The following is a 21655-nucleotide window of genomic DNA, read 5'->3' as shown; positions in this document are numbered from 1 at the left end:
CGCCATCGACTTTCGTCTAAATTTACGATGAATTATACTTAGGAAACTCCAAGAAATAAATTATCCAATATTGTGGGGTGGGCATCTTGCCCGCCCATTTAATATGGCGGGCAAGATGCCCACCCCACAAGAGTTAATTGAATATTTTTTTATTTGGAAGTCCCTTAGCACCCCCCTATGGGCCTGAAAAAACCGCTTGTTCTACATCATCCCGACTCAGAGAATACTTAAATGAACGTTGGATATCTTGTCCATTTTCCCCAGATTGGACATATCGCACGACAATTTGCTCAACATCAAGCCATAATTCCGCTTGCCAACTAGGCCGCTGCACGCGCCAGCAATGCCTCTGTGTTTCGTCTTGTTGACAACCTTGGTCTTTTAGCCACTGCTCAATTTGTGGCAGGGGATGATTATATAGGGGGGTATCAGAGGGAAGAAGAGGCATAGGAATTTTAGATTTTGGATTTTGGATTTTGGATTGGGGAATTTTTTAATTATTTCAGATGGGTAATTAGTTGCGAGATATAAGTAATCTGCTGTTGTATGGATACAAGTGATTGCAGCTGATGGGTTTGAAAAGCAGCCTGGCCACGAGTTAAGCCAATGGCAACTGCTAAAAGTAGGCAGCCTACAAATGTTAACACCAGTATAAATAAAGCAAAAATTTCGCCAGATGATAAGGGGCGATCGCTCGCATCGAGGTAAGCTGATTTTGACCAGTTATATGAATGCGAGACGGGATGATTTAAATCAGGGGGTGGTTGAATCACTCCAAAGCGGGAATAGCCAATTTTTAAATCGTAGCTTAAGCGCCGTTCTGGATGGCTAAGGGTGGCGTAGGCTTCGTTGATTTGCTGGAATTTGGCAGTGGCGATCGCAGTCGGCAAGTCTGTAGTATCAGGATGATAGAGTTTGCTCAGTTGCCGATAAGCACGACGAATGTCAATTACCGATGCCCAGGGATGCAGTCCTAGCAGGGAGTAATAAGTTGGTTCGCTGCTTTGTGGCATTCCCCCGTTTTGATTCACGGCTGTTTGAGTCACTTTGCTCAAAGATATTTTTTATATTTTAAATCCTTTATGAATTGGAGATGCCCCAAATAATTTAAAAGCTGCTGACACACTTTTTGATACTCTGCCAGAAAGCTTTCCAACATTTCTTTGTACTTCAAATTGAAGTGCGGAATGTGGGTTTAAAATAACAATGTGATTGCCTGGAAGCTAATTTTGCTTGTAAAAGAGCTTTTTCTGCTATGGCAATTACTTTATTTAGAGATAGTTCCAAGCTAGGAATAACACTTGTCACACCTATACTGAAGTTGATAAATTCGTCGGTTTTGGAATTATCATTGGCTATGTTAATAAATTTTACAGCAGACAGAATATTGTCTGCAATCTGCAAAGCTTCTTCAGCTTGAGTATTTGGCAAAACTATAGCGAATTTGTCAACATCAAAACTGGCGATGAAATCCGCTCCCCGTCGCTTGGATTTACTTAGAGTGTCAGCAATTTGGCGCATATATCCATCTCTAGCTTGATACTCATCATTAGCCTTGGGAAAGTGAACACACATCAAAATCAAAGAAAGAGATAATTTATACTTTTGCAAGCGCTTCCATTCGCGTTCTAAATATTCATCAAAGTAGTAACGATTAGCAATTTTAGTTACGCTATCTATAGAAGTGAGGCGTTGCAAATCGCGATTTGCAACTTCCATCTGTGCTGTCAGTAAGCATTCTCGTTGAATCTTTTGTTGCAGTTCTGCCATCGCCCATCTTGATGTCAGCAAGCGATTGACTCGCTGACTAAGTAGACTCCAATCGATTGGTTTTGTAATGTAGTCTGTGGCACCAGCTTCAAAAGCTCGGTCAACAGATTCTTGATCGTCGAGAGAAGTAATCATTAAAATCGGAGGACAATTATCACCTAGAAGCGTTTGCATCTGAGCACAACAACTGAAGCCGTCCAAGCCTGGCATCATCGCATCTAACAAAATTAGATCTGGCACTTGCTGTTGACAAATATCTAAACAATGTTGACCGTTAGACGCTTCGGTAACTTGATATCCTTCTTTCTCCATAGCTCGATGCAGCACTAATCGCAAGCCTCTCTCATCATCGACAACAAGAACTAAAGGTGGGTTATTTTGAAAATCGTAATTAATCATTTTACCTATTGGGATGTTGTAATACTAAAGCAGCTTCTACCCTTTGATACTCTGTTTCAAGTTCTGCAACTAGAGTAGAAGCACTGAGTGTAGTACCAGTACGACCCATCGTTTCTAATTCTTGGCACAGTTCGGCAAAAGGCATAGCGCCGATAGTCACACTCAAAGATTTCAGAGAATGAGCAACACTACGAAGCTCAGTAGCATCTTTTTTGTCAATTGCGTTATGAATAGCCAATAACCTTTGTGGCGCATCTTCTAAATAGTTATCAATAAACTCCGCCAAAATTTCAGTATCACCTACCATATCTTTTAAAGCTTGAAAGGTTTCGGCATCGATTGCGGGAGCTAGGATTACTTGTTGTTCTATTTCAGATTGAGAACCTTGCTCATCCTTTTTAACAAAAACCTCTAAGTCTTGATTTTCATTAGCTGATGGCTGCAAAATTTGATAGTTTTTGAAAGCTTGGACGAGAGCTTCCATACGGATAGGTTTGCTAATGTAATCATTCATCCCGGCACTAAGACATTCTTCTCTATCGCCTTGCATGGCATGAGCAGTCATGGCAATAATCCAAGGTCGGCTGTTGTCTGGCCATTCCTGGCAAATTCTCCGAGTAGCTTCCAACCCGTCCATTTCTGGCATTTGCACATCCATGAAGACTAAATCATAGGATTGTTGGCGTAAAGCTAACAGCACTTCTAATCCATTATTGGCAGTATCAGCACGATAGCCTATGCGCTCTAACATGAGTAGCGCTACCTTCTGATTTAAAGAAACATCTTCCACTAAGAGAATCCGTAATGGCAGCTTTTGACTCAACTGAGAATGAAATGCTGGTGGAAATGATTTCGTTGGTGATAGAACAACCCCAAGGTCAATGTTTTCGCTACTAGAAGTTGAGTGAGCTAGTAGTGTGAAATAAAATGTTGAGCCAACTCCCACAGAACTCTCAACCCACACGCTGCCACCCATCATTTCACATAAGCGCTTACTAATTGCTAAACCCAATCCAGTACCGCCATATTGGCGAGTCATTGAGGCATCGACTTGGCTAAAAGGCTTAAATAGTCGCTCCATCCGTTCTTGGGGTATGCCAATGCCTGTATCTTTAACAGCAAATTGAATTTCGTATTCGTCTTTGCTGATTACTTGTTTGACGGTTACAGAAATGACAATTTCCCCAACTGCGGTGAATTTGATGGCATTACCGATCAAATTGACTAGAATTTGTCGGACTCGCGTCACATCTTTGACAATGGTGCTTGGGGTTTGGGCATCAATTAGGTAAGCTAAATTTAGATTTTTTGCCGCAGCTTGAGGAGCTAATAAATCTAAAGCTTCTTCTATGCAATAGCGGAGGTTGAAAGGATGTTCCTCTAAATCTAATTTACCGGACTCAATCTTCGAGAAGTCCAAAATATCATTGATGATAGTCAGCAAGGAATCACTGCTACTGCGGATAATTTCTACAAAATCGTGTTGTTCGGGAGTGAGTCCCATATCCAGCAGCAGCCCTGTCATCCCGATAATGGCATTCATTGGAGTACGAATTTCGTGGCTCATCATCGCCAAAAATTCACTTTTGGCCCGATTTGCAGCTTCTGCTTCCAGTTTTGCCTGCTTCAAGGCCCAGTTTTTCCAGGTGAGTTCTTCTAGTTGCATAGTTTCTTGCTCTAACAAGTACGCCTGTGCCAAAGCGATACCCACTTGCGCTGCAACTGCTTCCAATAATTCAATTTCTTCTAGAGTCCATTGGCGAAAATGGCTACACTGTTGGATTCCGATGATCCCATTTGTTTTTCCTTGATAGGAGGTGCGGACTATTAACATGGACTTTAAGTCCAGGTTTCGACAAATTGTTTGCATTCCTTGGAGTATAGGGTCGGCGTACACATCATTTGAAGCGATCGCCTCATCCTGGGCGATGATTTTCTCGGCATGAAGATTGCCAGCGATGGGAAGCTCAAATTTCAGCATGGAACTGTAACTAGGAACAACATACTCGGCCACTACGGGAATTCGCGGACTGGGGTCGCTAATGTAAGAGTGAATTAGACAGCGATCTACTTGAAATGCTTGTCCAATTTGAATGGCAGCCGTCTGAAAGATTTTTTTGGTGTCAAGGCTTTGACGAATTTGCTGAGTGATTTGTTTGAGCAGAACGGTTTGTCGAAGCTGCTGTTTTAACGCTTCTTGAGTCTGCTTGCGATCGCTGATATCTTTCATGAAGAAGTGTTGCCCAACAAATTGCTGCTGTTCATCGTAAGCAGAGATCATCACAACCTGCTTATAAAAAATAGTCCCGTCTTTTTTAATTCCTCTGGCTTCAGCTTCTACTCTGCCATCCTTGAGCATTTGATGATAGGCATCTATCATATGTTCAATATCGTCAGGATAAACGGTTTGTTGCCACTTCATCCCTAACATCTCTTCAGGTTGATAGCCTGCAATGGTAGCGTAGACTCGGTTAACAGCGATGTAACGTCCCTGTGCATCAATTCTTGACATCCCTGCGACTGCGTTTTCCAGGGCAGTACTCATTTGCTGCAATTCCGCTTCGGATCGTTTGCGATCGCTGATATCAGTATGAGTTCCCAGTATTCGCAAAGGACTACCATCTTCATTACGCTTCATCACCAAGCCGCGATCCAAAATCCACTTGTATGTACCGTCCTTACACAAAAGGCGGTGTTCAGTAACATACTGTGGAACTTCCCCTCGAAAATGCTTTTCAATCTCGATGTATACCCTGGCTTTATCTTCAGGATGAACTCGCTTGTCCCACTCGCTTAAATCATTGCCAATTTCATCGTCGGCAAATCCCAACATTTCCTTCCAGCGTCGAGAGAAAAATACTTTATTAGTTTGGGCATTCCAGTCCCAAATCCCGTCACCATTTCCTTCGAGAGCATATTTCCAGCGTTCTTCACTTTCCCGTAGGGCTGACTCGGCTCGTTTGCGATCGGTAATTTCCACAACAACAATTCCAATTCCCATCGGCTGGCTTGTCCCAGATTGAATCGGAAAGTAAGAAGCTAACCAAGTTCGCTCTACACCTGGAAATTTGGCAGTTTTTCCACTAAGTTCAAAATCGAGAACAGATTCCCCGGTGGTCAAAACGTGCTGGAATATTTTCTCCTGCTGGGGTGCCAAATTAGGGACAATTTCCCACAGTGTTTTGCCGAAATGCTCGGCTGCGGAGACTCCATTAATTTCTGCCAATCCTTCATTGATCACCAGAAAACGGAATTGGCTATCAAGCAGCGTGATGCCAACAGGCGCACTAGCAATAAATGCGTCTAGTAGCTGTTGTTTTTGGGCTAGTTCTTGCTTAAGGGCTTTGCGATCGCTAATATCATTTAAGACACAAATTGCACCTAATTGTCGCCCCTGAGCATCGATAATGGCTTGTCCACCTGCGATTAACGTCCGTGCTGACCCATACTTTGGAATCATCACCATTTCTAGATCGTGGACTCGCTCTCCTTGCAAAGCTCGAAATAGTGGACTATCCTCCTTTGGCATCGGAGTTTTACCATCAGCCAAATAAAGATTGTAGCGCTGCACCCATTCTTCTGCTGAGATGAGTTGTTCTGGTAAATTGTGCCACTCCTGTAAGGTTCGGTTGGAAAGCGTCAAAATGCCATCAGCATTAGAAGCCACGATCCCTGCTCCTACATTGTCCAGCAAAACTTTCAGGAACTCTCGTTCCTTTTGTAATATCTCCTCTGCCTGCTGGCGCTCGATTTCGCTCCTAATCCACTGCGCCATTAGCTTGAGCAGTTCTTTATGACCAGATTTGAATTGTTCTGTACGAGGAGCATAGCTAGAGAAACTGAGGGTACTATAAACTTGATCTCCGACTAAAACTCGCGTTCCAATGTAAGACTCCATGCCAAATGCAGTGTAAGCCTCATGGTTACGCCATCTAGAAGCTCCTGTATGTTCAATCGTCAGAGGTTCATTTGTATTTAAAACTTCACAGCATAGAGTCTGTTTAATATCAAAAATATCGCCTTTCTTCAGGGTATTATTGGGCGATTGAGCAGCCATCACTTCATAGCGGCTATTTTCTACCCGCGCCAAAATGCCAAACTCCAGATTAAATACTTGGCATCCCATCGTGAGTAGCTTTTGAAGGCGCAACTCAAAATTAAGATAGTGGGCAGATGTAATTTCATGCAACGATCTTATGGCTGCTTCGCTTTGCTGAAGTTCAGATATTTTCAGATCGAGTTCCTGGTTGATGAACTCAATACGGCGACTATGGGATCTCACAGCTTGAGCAAAATACAGAGTCAAGGCTAAAGTCCAGGCGATAAAAAGACCTCCAATCAGGACAAGGCTCGGAAGTAGCGATCGCTTTTGTTGTAAGAAAGCTGAACTAGGGATAATCTGAACTTGCCAATTAATGCCATGCAGATTAATAGTTACCTTCTGTGCCCAAGTCGAAGCTGCTAGAGACGCAGATCCATGCTTGTAGATGAGTTCATCCTCATCAAAAATTGCAATCTCATAATTTTGGGTAAGTTGTTTTGGTAGGATGCGATCAAGGAGTGATTGTATTTGGAAAACTCCAACAAGGTAGCCATCGAAACGTTCCCCAACATACAAAGGAACACATACCAAAAAGCCCTTGCCACCTTGTGTCAGTTCTAGGGTGCGAGTCAAGGTTGTTTGCTTTATATTGCGAGCGGTTAAGAGTGCAGTTCGTGTTTGGGCACTCTGGCTCAAGTCTAGATTGAGCGCCGATTCATTCCCTTTTAGAGGAGCAATCCAACGGACATGAGCAGTGGAATCAACCCACTCGATCACCTGATATCCTTTAATATCCTTCAAATAAGAGGCTGCATCAACTTCCCATACTGGCCGAAGAGTACCTCCACTGGCTTCCCACCGCTTCGCCATCCGTTCTAAGGCAAGAATGCGGCCGTCAAGTCGGCTGCTTAACCCAGTTTTGACAGCCGTCGCCTCCTGAGCAATTAAATGGGTAATCTCAGTGTGCTGATATATTAGTAAACTCTGCCAGAGCAACAAAACTACAATTGAAATGATAATGCCAATGGCAACGGGGAGCGATCGCCCAATATTCTGTTTACAAAAACGGCTCTGTCTAGCTTGTCGAAAAATGAATCTAAAAGGTTTAAACAAACGATATCAGTAGCGTTTTGTCACTACCGTTTTGTTACACTGTGGTTTAGTGTTCCCTAAAAGGCTGATGAAAGCGTCATTGTAGTTGAAGAAGAATTCAGGAGTCAGAATTCAGGAGTCAGAATTCAGGAGTCAGAATTCAGAAGTCAGAATTCAGGAGCGGAGCCGGAGATGCTCCGCCTCCAGTCAGAATGGGCTAAACTAGGAATTTCAATTCCCGGCGGACAAGCGGTTTCACGTTAAGTTGACACCAATGATTCATGAATTGCCCCTACAGCGTGGTCTATTGGCAATCATAAGGATAATTTAGAAAAGCCTGAAACAACCCATTTTCGTTAATACACATCACGACAAATTTGTACAGTGCGTAAGTCCTAGATTCATACTTTATCTCTAAGGGAACTCCAAGAAATAAATTATCCAATATTGTGGGGTGGGCATCTTGCCCGCCCTATGAAGTGGGCTATGGTGTCGCCCACCCCACAAGAGTTAAAACCTCGTTTCCAGCCTCCGGCTGGAAATGCTGCTCCTGGTGGCTCTGCCGCCAGCAAGCGAGGCGGAGCCTCTAGGATGGCATTCCCAGTCGGAGACTGGGAACGAGACAATATCTAAAAGCTTTTACTACGCTAGTTTTCACGTTAAGTTAACACCAATGATCTTGCCCGCCCTATGAACTGGGCTATCGTGTCGCCCACCCCACAAGAGTTAATTGAATATTTTTTTATTTGCAAGTCCCTAACGGATTAAATCAGCACGGGGTTTAAAGGTTTCAACTTGCCGTAACTTTTCGTAAAGTTCCCGTTCTTCTTGACTAATATTTTTTGGGGTAACTATTTGGATTTCTACTAATTGATCGCCACGTTTACCGTCATCACTGGGATAGCCTTTATTCCCTAGTCGAAATTTTTGACCAGACCTAACTCCGGGAGGGGTGGTCATTTTCACAGGCCCATCAAGAGTTGGTGCTTCTACCTGTCCCCCTAAAACTGCCTCGCTGGGAGTAACTGGAACTTGGCAGAGAATATTTGAACCTTCTAGCTTAAATAATGGATGAGGCTCAACGGTAATTTTTAAGTATAAGTCACCACCACCAACGCCTTGGTTTCGTAAACGGATGGTTTGACCTGATACCATCCCTGGTGGCATGTTAACTTCTAGCGATCGCCCATCTTCCAAACGAATACGTTCATTACCACCTTGATAAGCTTTTTCTAGTGGAAGTGTTAATCTGGCTTCTATATCCCGCCGGGTTGTCCGAGGTTGGGGATTAACTGTGTAGGCAACTTTTGTTCTAGGGGAACGAAACGGATCGCTAGTATTGCCATCACTAGAATTATTTGTCCCACTCTTATTTTTAACGCCGATAACTTGATTAATAAAGCTTTCAAAGTCGGAGAATTGGCTGGGATCTACATCCTGATTGCCATTGCGATCGCTAGCACTACTTTGCCAAGTTTTCGCCTTTGGCGCTTGTTTGTTGCCTGCAAAGCCTTTTTGCTTCCAGTAGCGGCTAAACTGGTCGTATTGCGATCGTTTGGCTGGATCTGAAAGAACTTCATAAGCCTCGCCGATATCCTTAAATTTTTCCTCAGATTCTTTATTACCCGGATTGAGATCGGGGTGATATTGCCTCGCTAACCGCCGATAAACCTTTTTAATTTCCTCACCAGAGGCATCTTTAGATACTCCTAAAATCTCGTAATAATCGCGAAAGTTCGGCAAATTTTGCATAGTTAGTTGTTTAAATTTTAGATTTTAGATTAATTATGAGTTAGGAGTTAAGAGTTAAAGAGTTGAAGATTTAATTTTTAACTCCTCACTTCTAACTCCTAACTTTTCTTACAACCAATCATTGTCTTCTTCGTCATCCCAGTTATCTTGGTAGCTAGGACGAGATTTGCGTGGAGGACGGCTTTCATAAGAGGAAGAACGATTATCCCGGCTATCCCGGCTATCCCGGCTATCCCGGCTATAATCTCTGCCATAGTCTTTACCGTAATCTTTGCCATAGCCTTGGCTGTATGAGTCGCGTTCTCGGTATGTATCTCTGGGAGATTCGCGTTCTTTATCTTTATCGCCGCCAGTAAAGATGTCACGGATAGTACCAAACAAGTCGTCGTCTTCATCTTCAGCATAAGTCTCCCGGACTTCGCGATTTAGCTCATAGAGAGCATCTTGCAAGTCAGCGTAGGCTTGATCGATACCGCGATCGCTATTTTCCTTTAGACTCTCTTTTAGTTGTCGGCAAATATTATCAATTCTTTGGCGGCGGTTTCGGGCAAACTGCATACCAAATTCCAGCGCTACTTCTCGGAGTTGCCGTTCTGCTTGGAAAATCAACGCCTCAGAACGAGTCCGCTTTTCTACTCTTTCTTTACGTTCGCGATCGACATCAGCATATTTTTGCGCGTCCTGAATCATCCGATTCACTTCCGACTCGTTCAAGGTAGAAGCGCCTTGAATGGTGATACTCTGTTCTCGCCCAGTGGTTCTATCTAAGGCTGTCACCTGTAAAATCCCGTTAGCATCGATATCAAATGACACCTGAATTTGAGGAATTCCTCGTGGCGCTGGCGGGATACCATACAGCTTGAACCGTCCTAATGACTTGTTGTTTGCCGCCATTTCCCGTTCGCCCTGAACTACGTGAATTTCTACAGTATTTTGGTTATTTTCAGACGTAGAAAAAATGTCGGAACGGCGAACTGGGATGGTGGTATTGCGGGGAATGAGTTTTTTCATCACGCCGCCGATGGTTTCCAATCCCATAGAAAGGGGTGTAACATCCAAAAGCAGCACATCTTTAAGTTCACCTGCGAGAATTCCGGCTTGAATTGCTGCACCTACTCCCACGACTTCATCGGGGTTGACGTTTTCGTTAGGTTCTGTGCCAATCAAGTCTCGCACCAGCTGCTTCACCATTGGCATCCGTGTAGAACCGCCAACTAACACAACTTCTTCAATATCTCTAGGTGAAAGTCCGGCGTCTTTGAGGGCGCGTTTTACTGGTATCCGCAATCGTCCCACTAAATCACCACACAAACCTTCAAACTGGGAACGAGTAAGAGTAGTTTCCAGATGTTTGGGGCCATCTTCAGTGGCGGTGATGAAGGGTAAGTTAATATCGGTGACGCTGACAGCAGAAAGCTCAATTTTGGCTTTTTCCGCCGCTTCCATCAGACGTTGCAAAGCTTGGCGATCGCGTCTTAAATCTACCTCTTCTGTTTCCAGAAATTGCTCTGCTAACCAATCTACGATTATTTTGTCAAAGTCGTTCCCACCAAGTTGTGTATCTCCACTGGTAGCCTTGACTTCAAATATCCCGTCACCAACTTCTAAAATCGACACGTCAAAAGTGCCACCACCCAAGTCAAAGACTAAGATAGTTTCCGTGTCACCCCGATCTAATCCATAAGCCAAAGATGCCGCCGTCGGTTCATTGAGAATCCGCAGCACTTCTAAACCGGCAATTCTGCCAGCATCACGGGTTGCCTGCCGTTGAGAGTCATTAAAATAGGCGGGTACTGTAATCACTGCCCCGGTAACTGGTTCACCCAAATAGCGACTAGCATCGTCTGCCAATTTCTTCAGCACCATTGCCGAAATTTCTTCTGGGGCAAAATCTTTATTCAGACGGGGACAGGCAATTTTAATATTACCTACATCGTCTTTGCGGATCGTGTAGGGTACACGCTTAGAATCTGCATTCAGTTCACCATACTTCCGCCCTATGAAGCGTTTAACTGCAAAAAAGGTATTTTGGGGATTGAGGACAGTTTGTCGCCGTGCCATTTGCCCAACTACTCTTTCGCCTTCTTTGCTGAAGCCAACTACGGAGGGGGTTGTTCGCATTCCTTCTGCATTGGCAATCACCACCGGCTTGCCACCCTCCATAACGGCGACTACTGAGTTGGTTGTACCCAAGTCGATGCCGACTACCTTGCCCATGCGTTACTCTTCTCCTAAAGTGTCTTTATATATTTATTATGATTGGGCGGAACTACTTCTAGCTTTGTGCTACAAGATAAAAACACCTCAATGGTATGATAGTCATCATTAAAGCAGTAAGCTAAGATGTGCAGCTAGAGGAGATAGTTGCAAGACTAGAATAGCATTGAGATGGTTGGTGTGCCCAAGCAGCCTCAATTCTTGTTATCCGCCTAATTCTATTTACAATATCCGCAAGTTGGTAAATTCACCTCAATAATGCTTGCTCTGCTTTTTTGAGTACCTGAAAACTCTCATAATTATTGCAACTATCTGAAAAATTTGAATTTAACAGAGCGATTACAAACTTCCCTGAGTGCGATCGCGCGAGAACGCGATCCTTACATGGCAACGGCTGGACATTTTTTTGTCCAAGAATACATCCGCCAGCAATTTTCTCAATGGGGGAGTGTGGAAATCCACACCTTTGAAGTTCGAGGCAAAGCTTGTAATAACTTGATATTAAACTTACCCTCCCAAACTAGAGGGCAAAAAAAGGATTTGCCACCGATTTTAATTGGCGCTCATTATGATGGTGTTCCGGGAACAGTTGCAGCTGATGATAATGCTACAGGTGTGGCAGTGTTGCTGGAATTGGCGAGAAAGTTTGCTGCCCAAGCTGTCAGATATCCTTTAAGGCTGGTTGCTTTCGATATGGAAGAATACGGCTTACTGGGTAGTGCTGACTATGCAGCCCTGTTGCATCAACAAAAGCAACAACTACGCTTAATGATCTCCTTGGAAATGCTGGGCTATAAGGATTCTACACCTGGTTCCCAAAATTACCCCCCTCCTCTGGAACGCTTCTACCCAGATACAGGTGATTTTATTGCTTTAATTGGCAACTTGCGGATATTGCCTGACTTAATTGGGATGAGCCGTAATATTCGCAAAGCTGGCGTATCTAGTCAATGGCTACCCGTGCCGAATCGAGGTTTAATAGTTCCCCAAACCAGACTTAGCGATCATGCGCCATTCTGGGATTTGGGTTATCCGGCGATGATGGTGACAGATACAGCATTTTTGCGAAATCCCCATTATCACAAAGCTAGTGATGCGATCGCTACTTTGGATTTAGATTTTCTAACTCGTGTCTGTGAGGGGTTAGAAATTGCGATTCGGCGGTTATGAAAAGATACTAGTACCGCAAGGCGGAATTCAAAATTCAAAATTCAAAATTCAAAATGAATACAGCGTAAGCGTTTCATTGATTTGGAATGGGTGGTTTATTTCCGCCGTGTTGTACTAGGAGAGATTTATAGTTTACCGAACCGCACCTATTTTAAAGAAAAGACATCTCCGAAAAAGAATTGTTTTGACGTAGCACTGCTACGTCTCTACAAGGATTATGGGTAACGCATATTTAATTTCTGGAGATGTCTAAAGATTTGGGTGTATCTCAGTTGCTTGGAAGATGGTGTATGCTGCTATCTTGATGCGATCGCGCATTTGGAGTCAAAGTAATTAAATCATCAATATTGCGTTTCATTGTCTCGCAAATTGCATCTAATGGTAAATCATTAGCGTCATAGCCAAAGGGGTTTTCTATCTCTAAGCCGATGGCTTCAATACCAAATACAGTAAAACCAACCAAAGCAGAAATTAAACCTGTCCACCAACCAAGACTTTCTACTATTTGAAATGGTAGCAAAAAGCAATATAGTATCAGCAATTGCTTCAAATGAATAGCATAAGCAAGGGGCATGGGTGTTTTTAAAATGCGTTCGCAAGCACCTAAATTATCTACCAGATTATTCAATAATTCTTGCATAGATGTTAGCTGGTAACTGTTAAGGCAATTACGATTGTACTGTTGTTGTAAATAATCTCCTATCCAAAAGGCAACCTCTATGGGGGGATTATTCATAATCTTCAGTTTTCTGTACTTAGTGGACGGCATTAAGTCTTCTAACTCGCGATTGACAGCTTCTCCACGCAAATGTAATTTAGTTGTCACAGCAAAAGCTGCCAATAAGTTTAATGCCGTAATTTTATTTTCTTTATCTTCTGGTGAAATTTCCTCAACTGATACCCAAATTTGCCGCGCTAGATTTCGGACGTTATTTACTATAGAACCCCAGCATTTTCTCCCTTCCCAAAATCGCTCATAAGCAGTATTTGTACGAAAGACAAGTAACAACCCTAAAACAATACTAGGAATCACACTTCCTAAAATAGGTTGGGATACAGGTTTGTCAAAATGGTAAAGTAGAGAAATCAAAAATCCGAAAGCTCCACACCATAAGATATGTCTGTAAATTGATTTCATTACCGAACCCTTAAGTTGTAATATTGCGCCTAGCCATCTGAGTGTTTTGGCTTTCATGCATTTACCGGAAAAATATTTAGTAAACCGAATACATTAAATATCATAGAGGTTAAAACAAGTCGCAAGTCGCAAGTCGCAAGTCGCAAGTCGCAAGTAAGTTTTGTGAAAGCGACGCGCAAAGCGAGTCTGCGATAGCGCCGGCGGCAAGCGAGTACTCGAACGTCGCGTCCGGGGATTTAGACCCCGACCCAAAACTTGCCGGTTATTGAACTGGGGGACTTAAACCCACGGAGTTTGTTAAAAGTAATAACTATAGAAATAGCACAACTGGCAAAGAAGCTATTTTGAAAATAATTTTGTTCAATAAGCATTATATCCTCGCGACAATGATTGTATTGGGAGCATCTCATTTTCTTAGAAATATATCTAGTCCTGGCGAATAGAATTATTGGCTGTATAGACAAAACCCACCTCCGTGGGTTTCCAATTTCTTGAGTCCTAACTAAATAAATTATGTCTTTTTCTTGTCGTTAGTCTCGAAACGTTGAATTTCAATCAAATAACCATCAGGATCGCGAAAAAAACAGTGGTAAATATTGTACTTTTCGTTTAGTGTAGGCGGCTTTTCAAAATCGACGCCACGTTCTTTGAGATATTCAAACCATTCATCCACCTGCTCTGTTACCAAAGTAAAAATGACACTTGATTGGTTGTTGGTTGCAGGAGTTGATTTTTCGCTGGCTTCACACAATCCCAAGTACGCAGAGCCATTAACAGTATAAATTCGACAGGTTCCTTGGTCAAGCCATAACTCCAAACCTAGCTTTTTTTCATAGAATTCTGTAGATACATTGAGGTTATGGGTAGAAAAGAAGGTAATTTGCTGTTCGATTTGCGGATGAGTAGACATAAATACATTTAAGTATATACCCCAACGACATTAGGCGATCGCTGATGTAAAAATTGATTCATGTTAGAAACCTGTTACTGCTCCAGAATGCCTTAAGTGCATCTGGAGTTTCTTTTTGGAAAAAGCGATGTCTACGACGGGCTGCGCCTACAAAATTTTCCCAATTATCCTGATATGCCAAAAGGTGGCTGAATAAGGATGCATACTGAATTATTTATATCTAACGCAGGGCATCACTTAATTGATGTACCCTTTCTGCCAAACAACTCTCGCAAAACAGCCCCAGATAAACTGAGGCTGTTTTGCGTTACTTCCAATCGAGAAGGTTCCCTATTCCCTATTCCCTTTCACCTACATTTGAGTGTATACCCTGATGACGTAGGATTTTCTCAGAGTGAAAATTTGGTATAGGTAAATGCGTATCTTTCCTGACTCCAGATTTGCTACAAACATTTCTGGAGTTTTTTCATTATCGAACAGAATTCAGGAGTCAGAATTCTTCTTCAATAAGGGTGAACTATACCTTTCTAGTTTTGTCATTGGCATCTAACCATAGAAGTAAAGTTAACAACGGATTTGAAAATCTATGTTCAGATTTAGTTGCCAAAATTAGCAATGATTTGGAAAATTTCATCAGACGAAAAGTGTTAACTAGAATTTATATATAGGTTATCTATATATAAAATTAGCTTTGCTATAAATCATGATAATATTAAACACCACAAAGTTTTTGGTTGTGTGCGATCGCTGAGAATTATTAGTCAGATAGCCAAAAATTATACTATTATCAATCGCTTATTAGACAAAATTTAATGTTTATTTTATATATAGCTTCTACAGTGAACAGTAATTGGTGAACACTGATAACTGAATATTGGTATTTCGCCAAAAGATGAAATTGATAACAACTGATGATTCTTGAAATTCTTCCTCAAGCTGGAGACAAATGGCGAGACACCTGTCCTACTCTTCCTACTATGGAACTAGGAAAACCAGTCAAAATTTCAGATTTAATCCGTGAACTTCGGCAGCAACTCGATCTCTCTCAAGAAAAGTTTGCAGCCAAGTTGGGAGTTTCCCTGCGAACAGTGAATCGTTGGGAGAACGGATCTACAGTGCCTTCGCCAATGGCAATAAAGCTAATTGAAGAAATGTTAGAAAAGATGGGTGAAGTAGGCAAAAGACTGATAAACGAGTATCTCCCAAAACCGGAGCAACGGGAGGACTCTTAAGATGATGGTGAAAGTACCGGAAAAAATTTTGATGATGCGTTCTCGGTTAATAGCTTATGGTGTGATGATTTTGACAGTCATAGCGGCGCTACTGTTGACAAAACTGTTATTGCCAGTTTTTGAACCGAGCATATTTACATTATTTTATGCAGCTGTAGCAGTGAGCGCCTGGTATGGCGGTATGAGACTTGGAATATTAGCGATCGCTTTATCTGTTGCAATCTCCCTCTATTTTTTGATTGAGCCAGTCTACTCCTTTGATTTCCTCAGCCTGAAAGTCTGGGTACAACTAACCACATTCTCACTCGTATCTTTTTTAATTACCGCCCTCTCTTCAGAGTTACAAACTGCTAGAGGCAAGGCAGAGACAAGCCTAAACTTGTTGCAAAATAGCGAAACGCGGTTTAGCCGACTGGGAGAATCCAACATTGTTGGGGTAATCGTCAGTGATCTGAATAATGGCTCGATTGTGGAAGCCAATGATGCTTTTCTGAATATAATCGGCTATACGCGAGAAGATTTGTCTGCTAATCAAATGAACTGGCGCGAGATTACCCCGCCTGAGTATCTTCTTTTAAGTGAGCGTTCAGTGGCAGAACTGAAAACTACCGGAGTATGTAAGCCCTTTGAGAAAGAATACATTCGTAAAGATGGCGATCGCATTCCCGTTCTGCTCGGTTCTGTGATGTTGGGAGACACTCAAGAAACCGTCATTGGCTTTGTTGTTGATTTGAGTGTACGCAAACAAACAGAAATGGCATTAAAGCAAGCTAACGAGCGGTTTGAGTTAGCTGCCTCTGCCGTTAATTGTCTCATCTATGATTGGAATCTAGAACAGGATACCGTTGAAAGAACCCAGGGGTTAACCCGAATTTTGGGCTATTCCCTCGCAGAAGCTCAACCAACGGGTAATTGGTGGTGTGAACTTGTCCATCCCGAAGATTTGCAACGTGTACAAGAGGAGATGGTAGTTGCTTTGGCGAATAGCGATCGCTATACTGCTGAGTATCGAATTCGCCACCAGAATAATCAATATATATACGTATTAGATCAAGGAATAGTGGTGCAACGGGATGCTGGTGGAAATCCATTACGCTTAGTTGGTAGCACTACAGATATCAGCGCTCGCAAGCAGGCAGAGAAGGCAATTCAAGAAAGCGAGGAGCGGCTCAGGAGTTTTGTCAAAGCAAATATAGTTGGTATTATTTTTGGTGATGTTAATGGTAGCATCACGGAAGCCAACGACGAGTTTTTGCGAATTGTCGGCTATACCCAGGAGGATATTCAAGCAGGTAAATTACGGTGGGCTGATATCACCCCTTCTGAGTATCTTTATTTAGATGAACTAGCTATTGCCGAGGCAACAGCGAAGGGAACCTGCACTCCTTATGAAAAAGAATGTATTCGCAAAGATGGTTCCATTGTCCCGGTTGTCGTTGGCTATTCCCTTTTAGGAGAATCTCGCCAGAAATCAGTCGCATTCATTCTGGATATTAGCGATCTCAAACAAGCGAAAAAAGCTCTGAGTCAGAGTCAAGAGCAATTTCAAGCTTTTATGGATAATATTCCCGCCGCCGCCTGGATTACCAATGCAGAGGGGCGTGTACTTTACCTCAGTCCAACTTATTTGAGGACATTCAATTTAGCAACAAATAAGGCGATTAATAAAAACATTGTTGACCTCTATCCAGTCCAAATTGCTCAACCCCTCCTCGATAACATTAGAATAGTTGCCGAGACGAATCAGGTTATTCAAACCATCGAGTCTGCTCCACGCACAGATGGCACTCTTGGCGAATTTTTGATCTATAAGTTTCCCATCGCCGATGCATCTGGGCAACGCCTAGTAGGGGGAGTTGCGATTGACATCACCGAACGCGAACGCGCCCTTCGCGAACGTCAGCTTGCAGAACAAGCCTTACAAGAGCGTAGTGAAAGACTTAAACTCCTCTCAGAAACAACCAGTGATTTGCTTTCAACCGAGCGCCCCTTGGATCTGATGAACAGCTTGTTTAGCAAACTATCGGCGCAGATGGATTTGCATTTTTACTTTCACTATCTCATTGATACACACGAAAACAAGCAGAAACTTCGATTAGTGGCTTGGAACGGTATTACTGATGAAGTATTTCAAGCAATTGAATATCTGGAATTTAATGAGGGGATGTGCGGACTAGTGGTGCAAGAACGCCGTCAAATCGTCGTCAATAATGTGCCGCACTCTACCCATCCAAATGTCCCCATTCTCCGTGCTTTAGAAATTACAGCCTACGCAGGTCAGCCATTAATTGCTCAGGGAAAGCTACTTGGTGTCCTCTCCTTTGCTAGTCGCACCCGTACTCAGTTTACTTCTGGGGAAATTGCTCTATTACAAGCAACCTCCGATCAGGTGGCGGTTGCTCTGGAACGCGCTCAGTTAATGGCTTCGTTACAGCGACGGAAAGAAGAATTGATCCAAGCTAACCGAATCAAAGATGAATTTTTGGCGGTTCTTTCCCACGAACTTCGCACGCCGCTAAACCCGATCCTGGGATGGTCGAAGTTACTCCAAATGAAAAAGTATGATGAAACAACCACTACTCGCGCTCTTGAAACCATTGAGCGCAATGCCAAGTTGCAAACCCAATTAATCGAAGATTTGTTAGATGTATCTCGCATTCTGCAAGGTAAACTGAGTCTGAATATTGCTCCTGTGAATCTGGAAACTGCGATCGCCGCAGCCATAGAAACTGTACGTCTAGCTGCTGAAGCCAAATCTATTAATTTGCAATTTACAATTTTAGATTTTGAATTAGAAAATTCTGATAGAAATTTAGAATCAATCGATTTTAATCAGCAACCAGACAATCTCAAATCCCAAGTTCAAATGGTGCTAGAAGCGCCCCAAGGTTGCAACTCCAAATTTTTAGTAACAGGTGATTCCGGTCGCTTGCAACAAGTTATCTGGAATTTACTTTCCAATGCGATTAAGTTTACACCCCAAGGTGGACAGGTAGAAATCAGTTTACAGTCTATTGGTTCTCAGGTTCAGCTGCAAGTGCGTGATACAGGTAAAGGAATTAGCCCTGACTTTTTACCTTATGTCTTTGACTACTTCCGACAAGCTGATGGCGCAACCACCAGAAAATTCGGCGGACTGGGATTAGGATTAGCTATTGTTCGTCATATTGTCGAGTTACATGGCGGCACAGTTAAGGCAGAAAGTTTCGGTGAAGAACAGGGAGCAACCTTTACAGTCATGTTACCCCTGATCGAGATCGATCTAAATAGTCACCAAGTTCTCTCTCAAGCTGATGATTTGCCCGATTTAAATGGGTTGAAAGTTCTGCTTGTGGATGATGAGTGTGATACGCGAGAATTAATTGCTTTTATTTTAGAGCAATCTGGCGCGGTAGTAATCCAGGCTGCATCGGCGATGGAAGCACTAGGAATTATGCCTCAGTTCCAGCCAAATCTGCTGTTAAGCGACATTGGAATGCCGGAAGTAGACGGCTATATGCTGATTCGTCAAATTAGAGCAATGTCACTAGAAGAAGGAGGGAAAATTCCGGCGATCGCCCTGACAGCTTATGCTGGTGAGGCTGATTATCAACAGGTAATTGCCGCCGGATTTGAGCAGCATATCACCAAGCCTGTGGAGCCAGCTAAATTACTTCGAGCGATCGCTAACTTAATTTATAAGAAGAATTCAGAACTCAGGAGTCAGAATTCAGTATGAATTCTGTACGATATATTCTGTATTCTGACTCCTGTTTTATAGTCGTAGCAATTGTTAATTGAGAGACTCAATCAATTTTACAACTCGTTCCTTAACTTCATCTCGAACGCGGCGAAAAGTTTCAATTGATTGCCCTGCGGGGTCATCAAGTTGCCAATCTTCAAACACCTCTCTTAATACCCACTCTTCGGGTAAATTAACACCACAGCCACATAATGAAATCACAGCATTATAGTCATCAGCATTGAAATCACTTAAAGGCTTAGAAGTTTGATTGCTAATATCAATCCCAATTTCCGCCATAACCTCAACAGTGACGGGATCTACCTCACTTGCTGCCAAACCTGAACTAGCAACAGCAACTTTACCTTCTCCTAATATTCGCGTAAATCCCTCTCCCATTTGCGATCGCCGCGAATTATGCTTACAAACAAACATCACCTTCTTCATAACCCTGTTTTGTCACTCTGGGAAAGTAAAAATCAAAGCCAAATTTTGAACTGTAGATAGAACGGGCATTTGAGCGTTTATTTTCTAACACAATGGCTGAAATCATGTTTTTTTGGTAAAAGTCTTATGCTGTAAGCATTCCAGATTATTCTCTCCCGAAAGTGATAAAAGAGGGATAAATACTCCCCTCAAACTCTCTGCGTTCTCTGCGTCTCTGTGGTTCGTTTTCTCTTTACCCACAACACGACTTATTAACAGCCTGTCCCACCACCAAATTTTGTTCTGGTGTTGTATCTCCCACCTTCACCACAAAGACTTCCCAGCGATTCCCATCTGGATCTGTTACCCAAACCTTATCTTGCAAAGCGTAGCAGCAATCAGTATTATCCTCAGTAAATAATGCTAATCCAGCTTCCGTAAACCTTTGGATAGCCGATCGCACTTCTTCTGTACTTTCAACTTGTACGCCCAAGTGAGACAATGCACCACCAGCCTGAATACTAGATGCTAAATTTAGCGTTAGATTTAACGCTGGGCTAGAAATATCAAACTTGGCGTAGTCATGCTTATATTTCACAGGTTCCACGCCAAACATTGCCCGATAAAATGTTACAGACTTTTCAATATCAGTAACATTCAAAGCCACATGAGTTTTCAGCAGTGCCATAATTTTGCTCCTTGTCGGATTTTTCAAATATTTATCAGGTTCTTGACTCAGATGTTGTGAAATAATGTTTTTCAAACCAAAAAGCAACATTAACCAGACCAATCAACACAGGCACTTCCACCAGAGGCCCGACAACGGCAGCGAATGCCACACCCGAATTAATGCCAAACACTGCGATCGCAGTAGCGATCGCCAGTTCAAAATTATTTCCGGCGGCTGTAAATGCAACACTGACGGCTCTAGAATAGTCTGTCTTAATCCGCCAAGCCATATAAAAGCTGACCAGAAACATAATCACAAAGTAGACAATCAGAGGAATTGCAATCTTCACCACATCCAAGGGTATTTGAACAATCAAATTGCCTTTCAAGCTGAACATAACCACGATTGTAAATAGCAGAGCAATCAGCGTGAGCGGGCTAATTTTAGTCACAAACTCCTCATGATACCACTGCTTACTTTTCACTTTGACTAAAAAGAAACGAGTGCAAAACCCAGCTAAAAAGGGAATACCAAGATAGGTAAATACACTTTTGGCAATCTCGGCAATGCTGACATTCACAACATTGCCTTTTAACCCAAATAGTGGTGGCAATACAGTGATGAAAAACCAGGCATAAGGACTATAAAAGATGACTTGAAAGATACTATTGAAGGCAACCAATCCAGCCGTATACTCTGTATTACCTCGTGCCAAATCACTCCAAACAACTACCATTGCAATACAACGGGCTAATCCAATCAGAATCAATCCCGTCATATATTCTGGATAACCGTGTAAGAAGATTGCCGCCAGAGAAAACATCAAAATTGGCCCAATAATCCAATTCTGAAGTAGTGACACACCAAGAATTTTTCCGTTGCGAAATACATCCCCTAACTCTTCATATCGCACCTTAGCCAGAGGTGGGTACATCATCAAAATTAACCCGATGGCAATTGGTATATTGGTTGTTCCTACTTGAAACTGGTTGATAAACGCTTCTACTCCCGGAAAAAAATAGCCAATACCAACACCGATCGCCATTGCTAAAAAAATCCACAAGGTCAGGAAGCGGTCAATAAATGAGAGGCGTTTTGAAGTTTTTTTGCTCATTA

16 protein-coding genes are annotated in these 21655 nt (G+C 42.6%); 3 read left to right on the top strand and 13 right to left on the bottom strand.

Going from position 1 to position 21655, the window contains the following annotated elements:
- Positions 1 to 175: 175 nt before the first annotated feature.
- From V7K76_RS31820 to dnaK, 7 genes are all read right to left on the bottom strand, one after another.
- Positions 176 to 448: a DUF3143 domain-containing protein gene (locus tag V7K76_RS31820; protein ID WP_179063775.1), complete on the bottom strand. Its 273-nt coding sequence runs from the start codon at positions 446 to 448 to the stop codon at positions 176 to 178.
- 49 nt (positions 449 to 497) lie between these two features.
- Positions 498 to 1013, bottom strand: a complete 516-nt coding sequence (locus V7K76_RS31815; RefSeq protein ID WP_334779212.1) for a J domain-containing protein — start codon at positions 1011 to 1013, stop codon at positions 498 to 500.
- Between the two features lie 157 nt (positions 1014 to 1170).
- A complete protein-coding gene (locus V7K76_RS31810) occupies positions 1171 to 2169 on the bottom strand; it encodes a response regulator (RefSeq protein ID WP_334779178.1) in 999 nt (332 codons plus the stop codon).
- 1 nt (position 2170) lies between these two features.
- Positions 2171 to 7324 (bottom strand): PAS domain S-box protein, encoded by a 5154-nt coding sequence (locus V7K76_RS31805; RefSeq protein ID WP_334779177.1) that lies wholly within the window; start codon positions 7322 to 7324, stop codon positions 2171 to 2173.
- Between the two features lie 416 nt (positions 7325 to 7740).
- Entirely contained in the window at positions 7741 to 7929 is a 189-nt protein-coding gene (locus tag V7K76_RS31800) for a hypothetical protein (protein ID WP_334779176.1), read from the bottom strand.
- Positions 7930 to 8059: 130 nt separating this feature from the next.
- The gene (locus V7K76_RS31795) at positions 8060 to 9055 is read right to left on the bottom strand and encodes a J domain-containing protein (RefSeq protein ID WP_334779175.1); all 996 of its coding nucleotides are present in this window, start codon (positions 9053 to 9055) and stop codon (positions 8060 to 8062) included.
- Positions 9056 to 9163: 108 nt separating this feature from the next.
- Positions 9164 to 11272, bottom strand: a complete 2109-nt coding sequence (dnaK, locus tag V7K76_RS31790; protein ID WP_334779174.1) for a molecular chaperone DnaK — start codon at positions 11270 to 11272, stop codon at positions 9164 to 9166.
- A 321-nt stretch (positions 11273 to 11593) separates the two neighbouring features.
- On the opposite strand from dnaK, the gene V7K76_RS31785 reads away from it, so the two are divergent.
- The gene (locus V7K76_RS31785) at positions 11594 to 12442 is read left to right on the top strand and encodes a M28 family peptidase (RefSeq protein ID WP_334779173.1); all 849 of its coding nucleotides are present in this window, start codon (positions 11594 to 11596) and stop codon (positions 12440 to 12442) included.
- A 268-nt stretch (positions 12443 to 12710) separates the two neighbouring features.
- Here the strand turns inward: V7K76_RS31785 and V7K76_RS31780 are convergent, their stop codons facing one another.
- Both V7K76_RS31780 and V7K76_RS31775 read right to left on the bottom strand, forming a co-directional pair.
- Entirely contained in the window at positions 12711 to 13637 is a 927-nt protein-coding gene (locus tag V7K76_RS31780) for a bestrophin family protein (protein ID WP_334779172.1), read from the bottom strand.
- Positions 13638 to 14091: 454 nt separating this feature from the next.
- Entirely contained in the window at positions 14092 to 14490 is a 399-nt protein-coding gene (locus tag V7K76_RS31775) for a VOC family protein (RefSeq protein ID WP_334779171.1), read from the bottom strand.
- Between the two features lie 911 nt (positions 14491 to 15401).
- Between V7K76_RS31775 and V7K76_RS31770 the strand changes: the two genes are divergently transcribed.
- Together V7K76_RS31770 and V7K76_RS31765 are read left to right on the top strand one after the other, a co-directional pair.
- Complete coding sequence (locus tag V7K76_RS31770) at positions 15402 to 15722, top strand: helix-turn-helix domain-containing protein (RefSeq protein WP_334779170.1); 321 nt, start codon at positions 15402 to 15404, stop codon at positions 15720 to 15722.
- Between the two features lies 1 nt (position 15723).
- Complete coding sequence (locus tag V7K76_RS31765; RefSeq protein ID WP_334779168.1) at positions 15724 to 19440, top strand: PAS domain S-box protein; 3717 nt, start codon at positions 15724 to 15726, stop codon at positions 19438 to 19440.
- Between the two features lie 54 nt (positions 19441 to 19494).
- On the opposite strand, the gene arsC is transcribed toward V7K76_RS31765, so the two are convergent.
- The 4 genes from arsC to arsB form a co-directional block, all read right to left on the bottom strand.
- On the bottom strand, positions 19495 to 19890 hold the full coding sequence (gene arsC / locus V7K76_RS31760; RefSeq protein WP_334779167.1) for an arsenate reductase, glutathione/glutaredoxin type: 396 nt from the start codon (positions 19888 to 19890) through the stop codon (positions 19495 to 19497).
- Complete coding sequence (locus V7K76_RS31755; protein WP_334779166.1) at positions 19865 to 19996, bottom strand: hypothetical protein; 132 nt, start codon at positions 19994 to 19996, stop codon at positions 19865 to 19867. Before V7K76_RS31755 ends, arsC begins: the two co-directional genes overlap by 26 nt.
- Before the next feature lie 126 nt (positions 19997 to 20122).
- Positions 20123 to 20557, bottom strand: a complete 435-nt coding sequence (locus V7K76_RS31750) for an ArsI/CadI family heavy metal resistance metalloenzyme (RefSeq protein WP_334951502.1) — start codon at positions 20555 to 20557, stop codon at positions 20123 to 20125.
- Between the two features lie 34 nt (positions 20558 to 20591).
- Positions 20592 to 21653, bottom strand: coding sequence for an ACR3 family arsenite efflux transporter (arsB, locus tag V7K76_RS31745; RefSeq protein WP_335030379.1), 1062 nt, complete (start codon positions 21651 to 21653; stop codon positions 20592 to 20594).
- Positions 21654 to 21655: the final 2 nt, after the last annotated feature.

It is taken from the genome of Nostoc sp. (assembly GCF_036917975.1).
In the GTDB taxonomy this organism is placed as follows: Bacteria; Cyanobacteriota; Cyanobacteriia; order Cyanobacteriales; family Nostocaceae; genus Nostoc.
The sequence above is the reverse complement of the archived record's forward strand: the minus strand, read 5'-3'. Positions and strand labels throughout refer to the sequence as shown.

Bases quoted from the DNA above. Each gene is read 5' to 3' on its own strand.
- V7K76_RS31820 (WP_179063775.1), bottom strand. From the start codon at position 448: ATGCCTCTTCTTCCCTCTGATACCCCCCTATATAATCATCCCCTGCCA.
- V7K76_RS31815 (WP_334779212.1), bottom strand. From the start codon at position 1,013: ATGCCACAAAGCAGCGAACCAACTTATTACTCCCTGCTAGGACTGCAT.
- V7K76_RS31810 (WP_334779178.1), bottom strand. From the start codon at position 2,169: ATGATTAATTACGATTTTCAAAATAACCCACCTTTAGTTCTTGTTGTC.
- V7K76_RS31795 (WP_334779175.1), bottom strand. From the start codon at position 9,055: ATGCAAAATTTGCCGAACTTTCGCGATTATTACGAGATTTTAGGAGTA.
- dnaK (WP_334779174.1), bottom strand. From the start codon at position 11,272: ATGGGCAAGGTAGTCGGCATCGACTTGGGTACAACCAACTCAGTAGTC.
- V7K76_RS31780 (WP_334779172.1), bottom strand. From the start codon at position 13,637: ATGAAAGCCAAAACACTCAGATGGCTAGGCGCAATATTACAACTTAAG.
- V7K76_RS31775 (WP_334779171.1), bottom strand. From the start codon at position 14,490: ATGTCTACTCATCCGCAAATCGAACAGCAAATTACCTTCTTTTCTACC.
- V7K76_RS31770 (WP_334779170.1), top strand. From the start codon at position 15,402: ATGATTCTTGAAATTCTTCCTCAAGCTGGAGACAAATGGCGAGACACC.
- V7K76_RS31765 (WP_334779168.1), top strand. From the start codon at position 15,724: ATGATGGTGAAAGTACCGGAAAAAATTTTGATGATGCGTTCTCGGTTA.
- arsC (WP_334779167.1), bottom strand. From the start codon at position 19,890: ATGAAGAAGGTGATGTTTGTTTGTAAGCATAATTCGCGGCGATCGCAA.
- V7K76_RS31755 (WP_334779166.1), bottom strand. From the start codon at position 19,996: ATGATTTCAGCCATTGTGTTAGAAAATAAACGCTCAAATGCCCGTTCT.
- V7K76_RS31750 (WP_334951502.1), bottom strand. From the start codon at position 20,557: ATGGCACTGCTGAAAACTCATGTGGCTTTGAATGTTACTGATATTGAA.
- arsB (WP_335030379.1), bottom strand. From the start codon at position 21,653: ATGAGCAAAAAAACTTCAAAACGCCTCTCATTTATTGACCGCTTCCTG.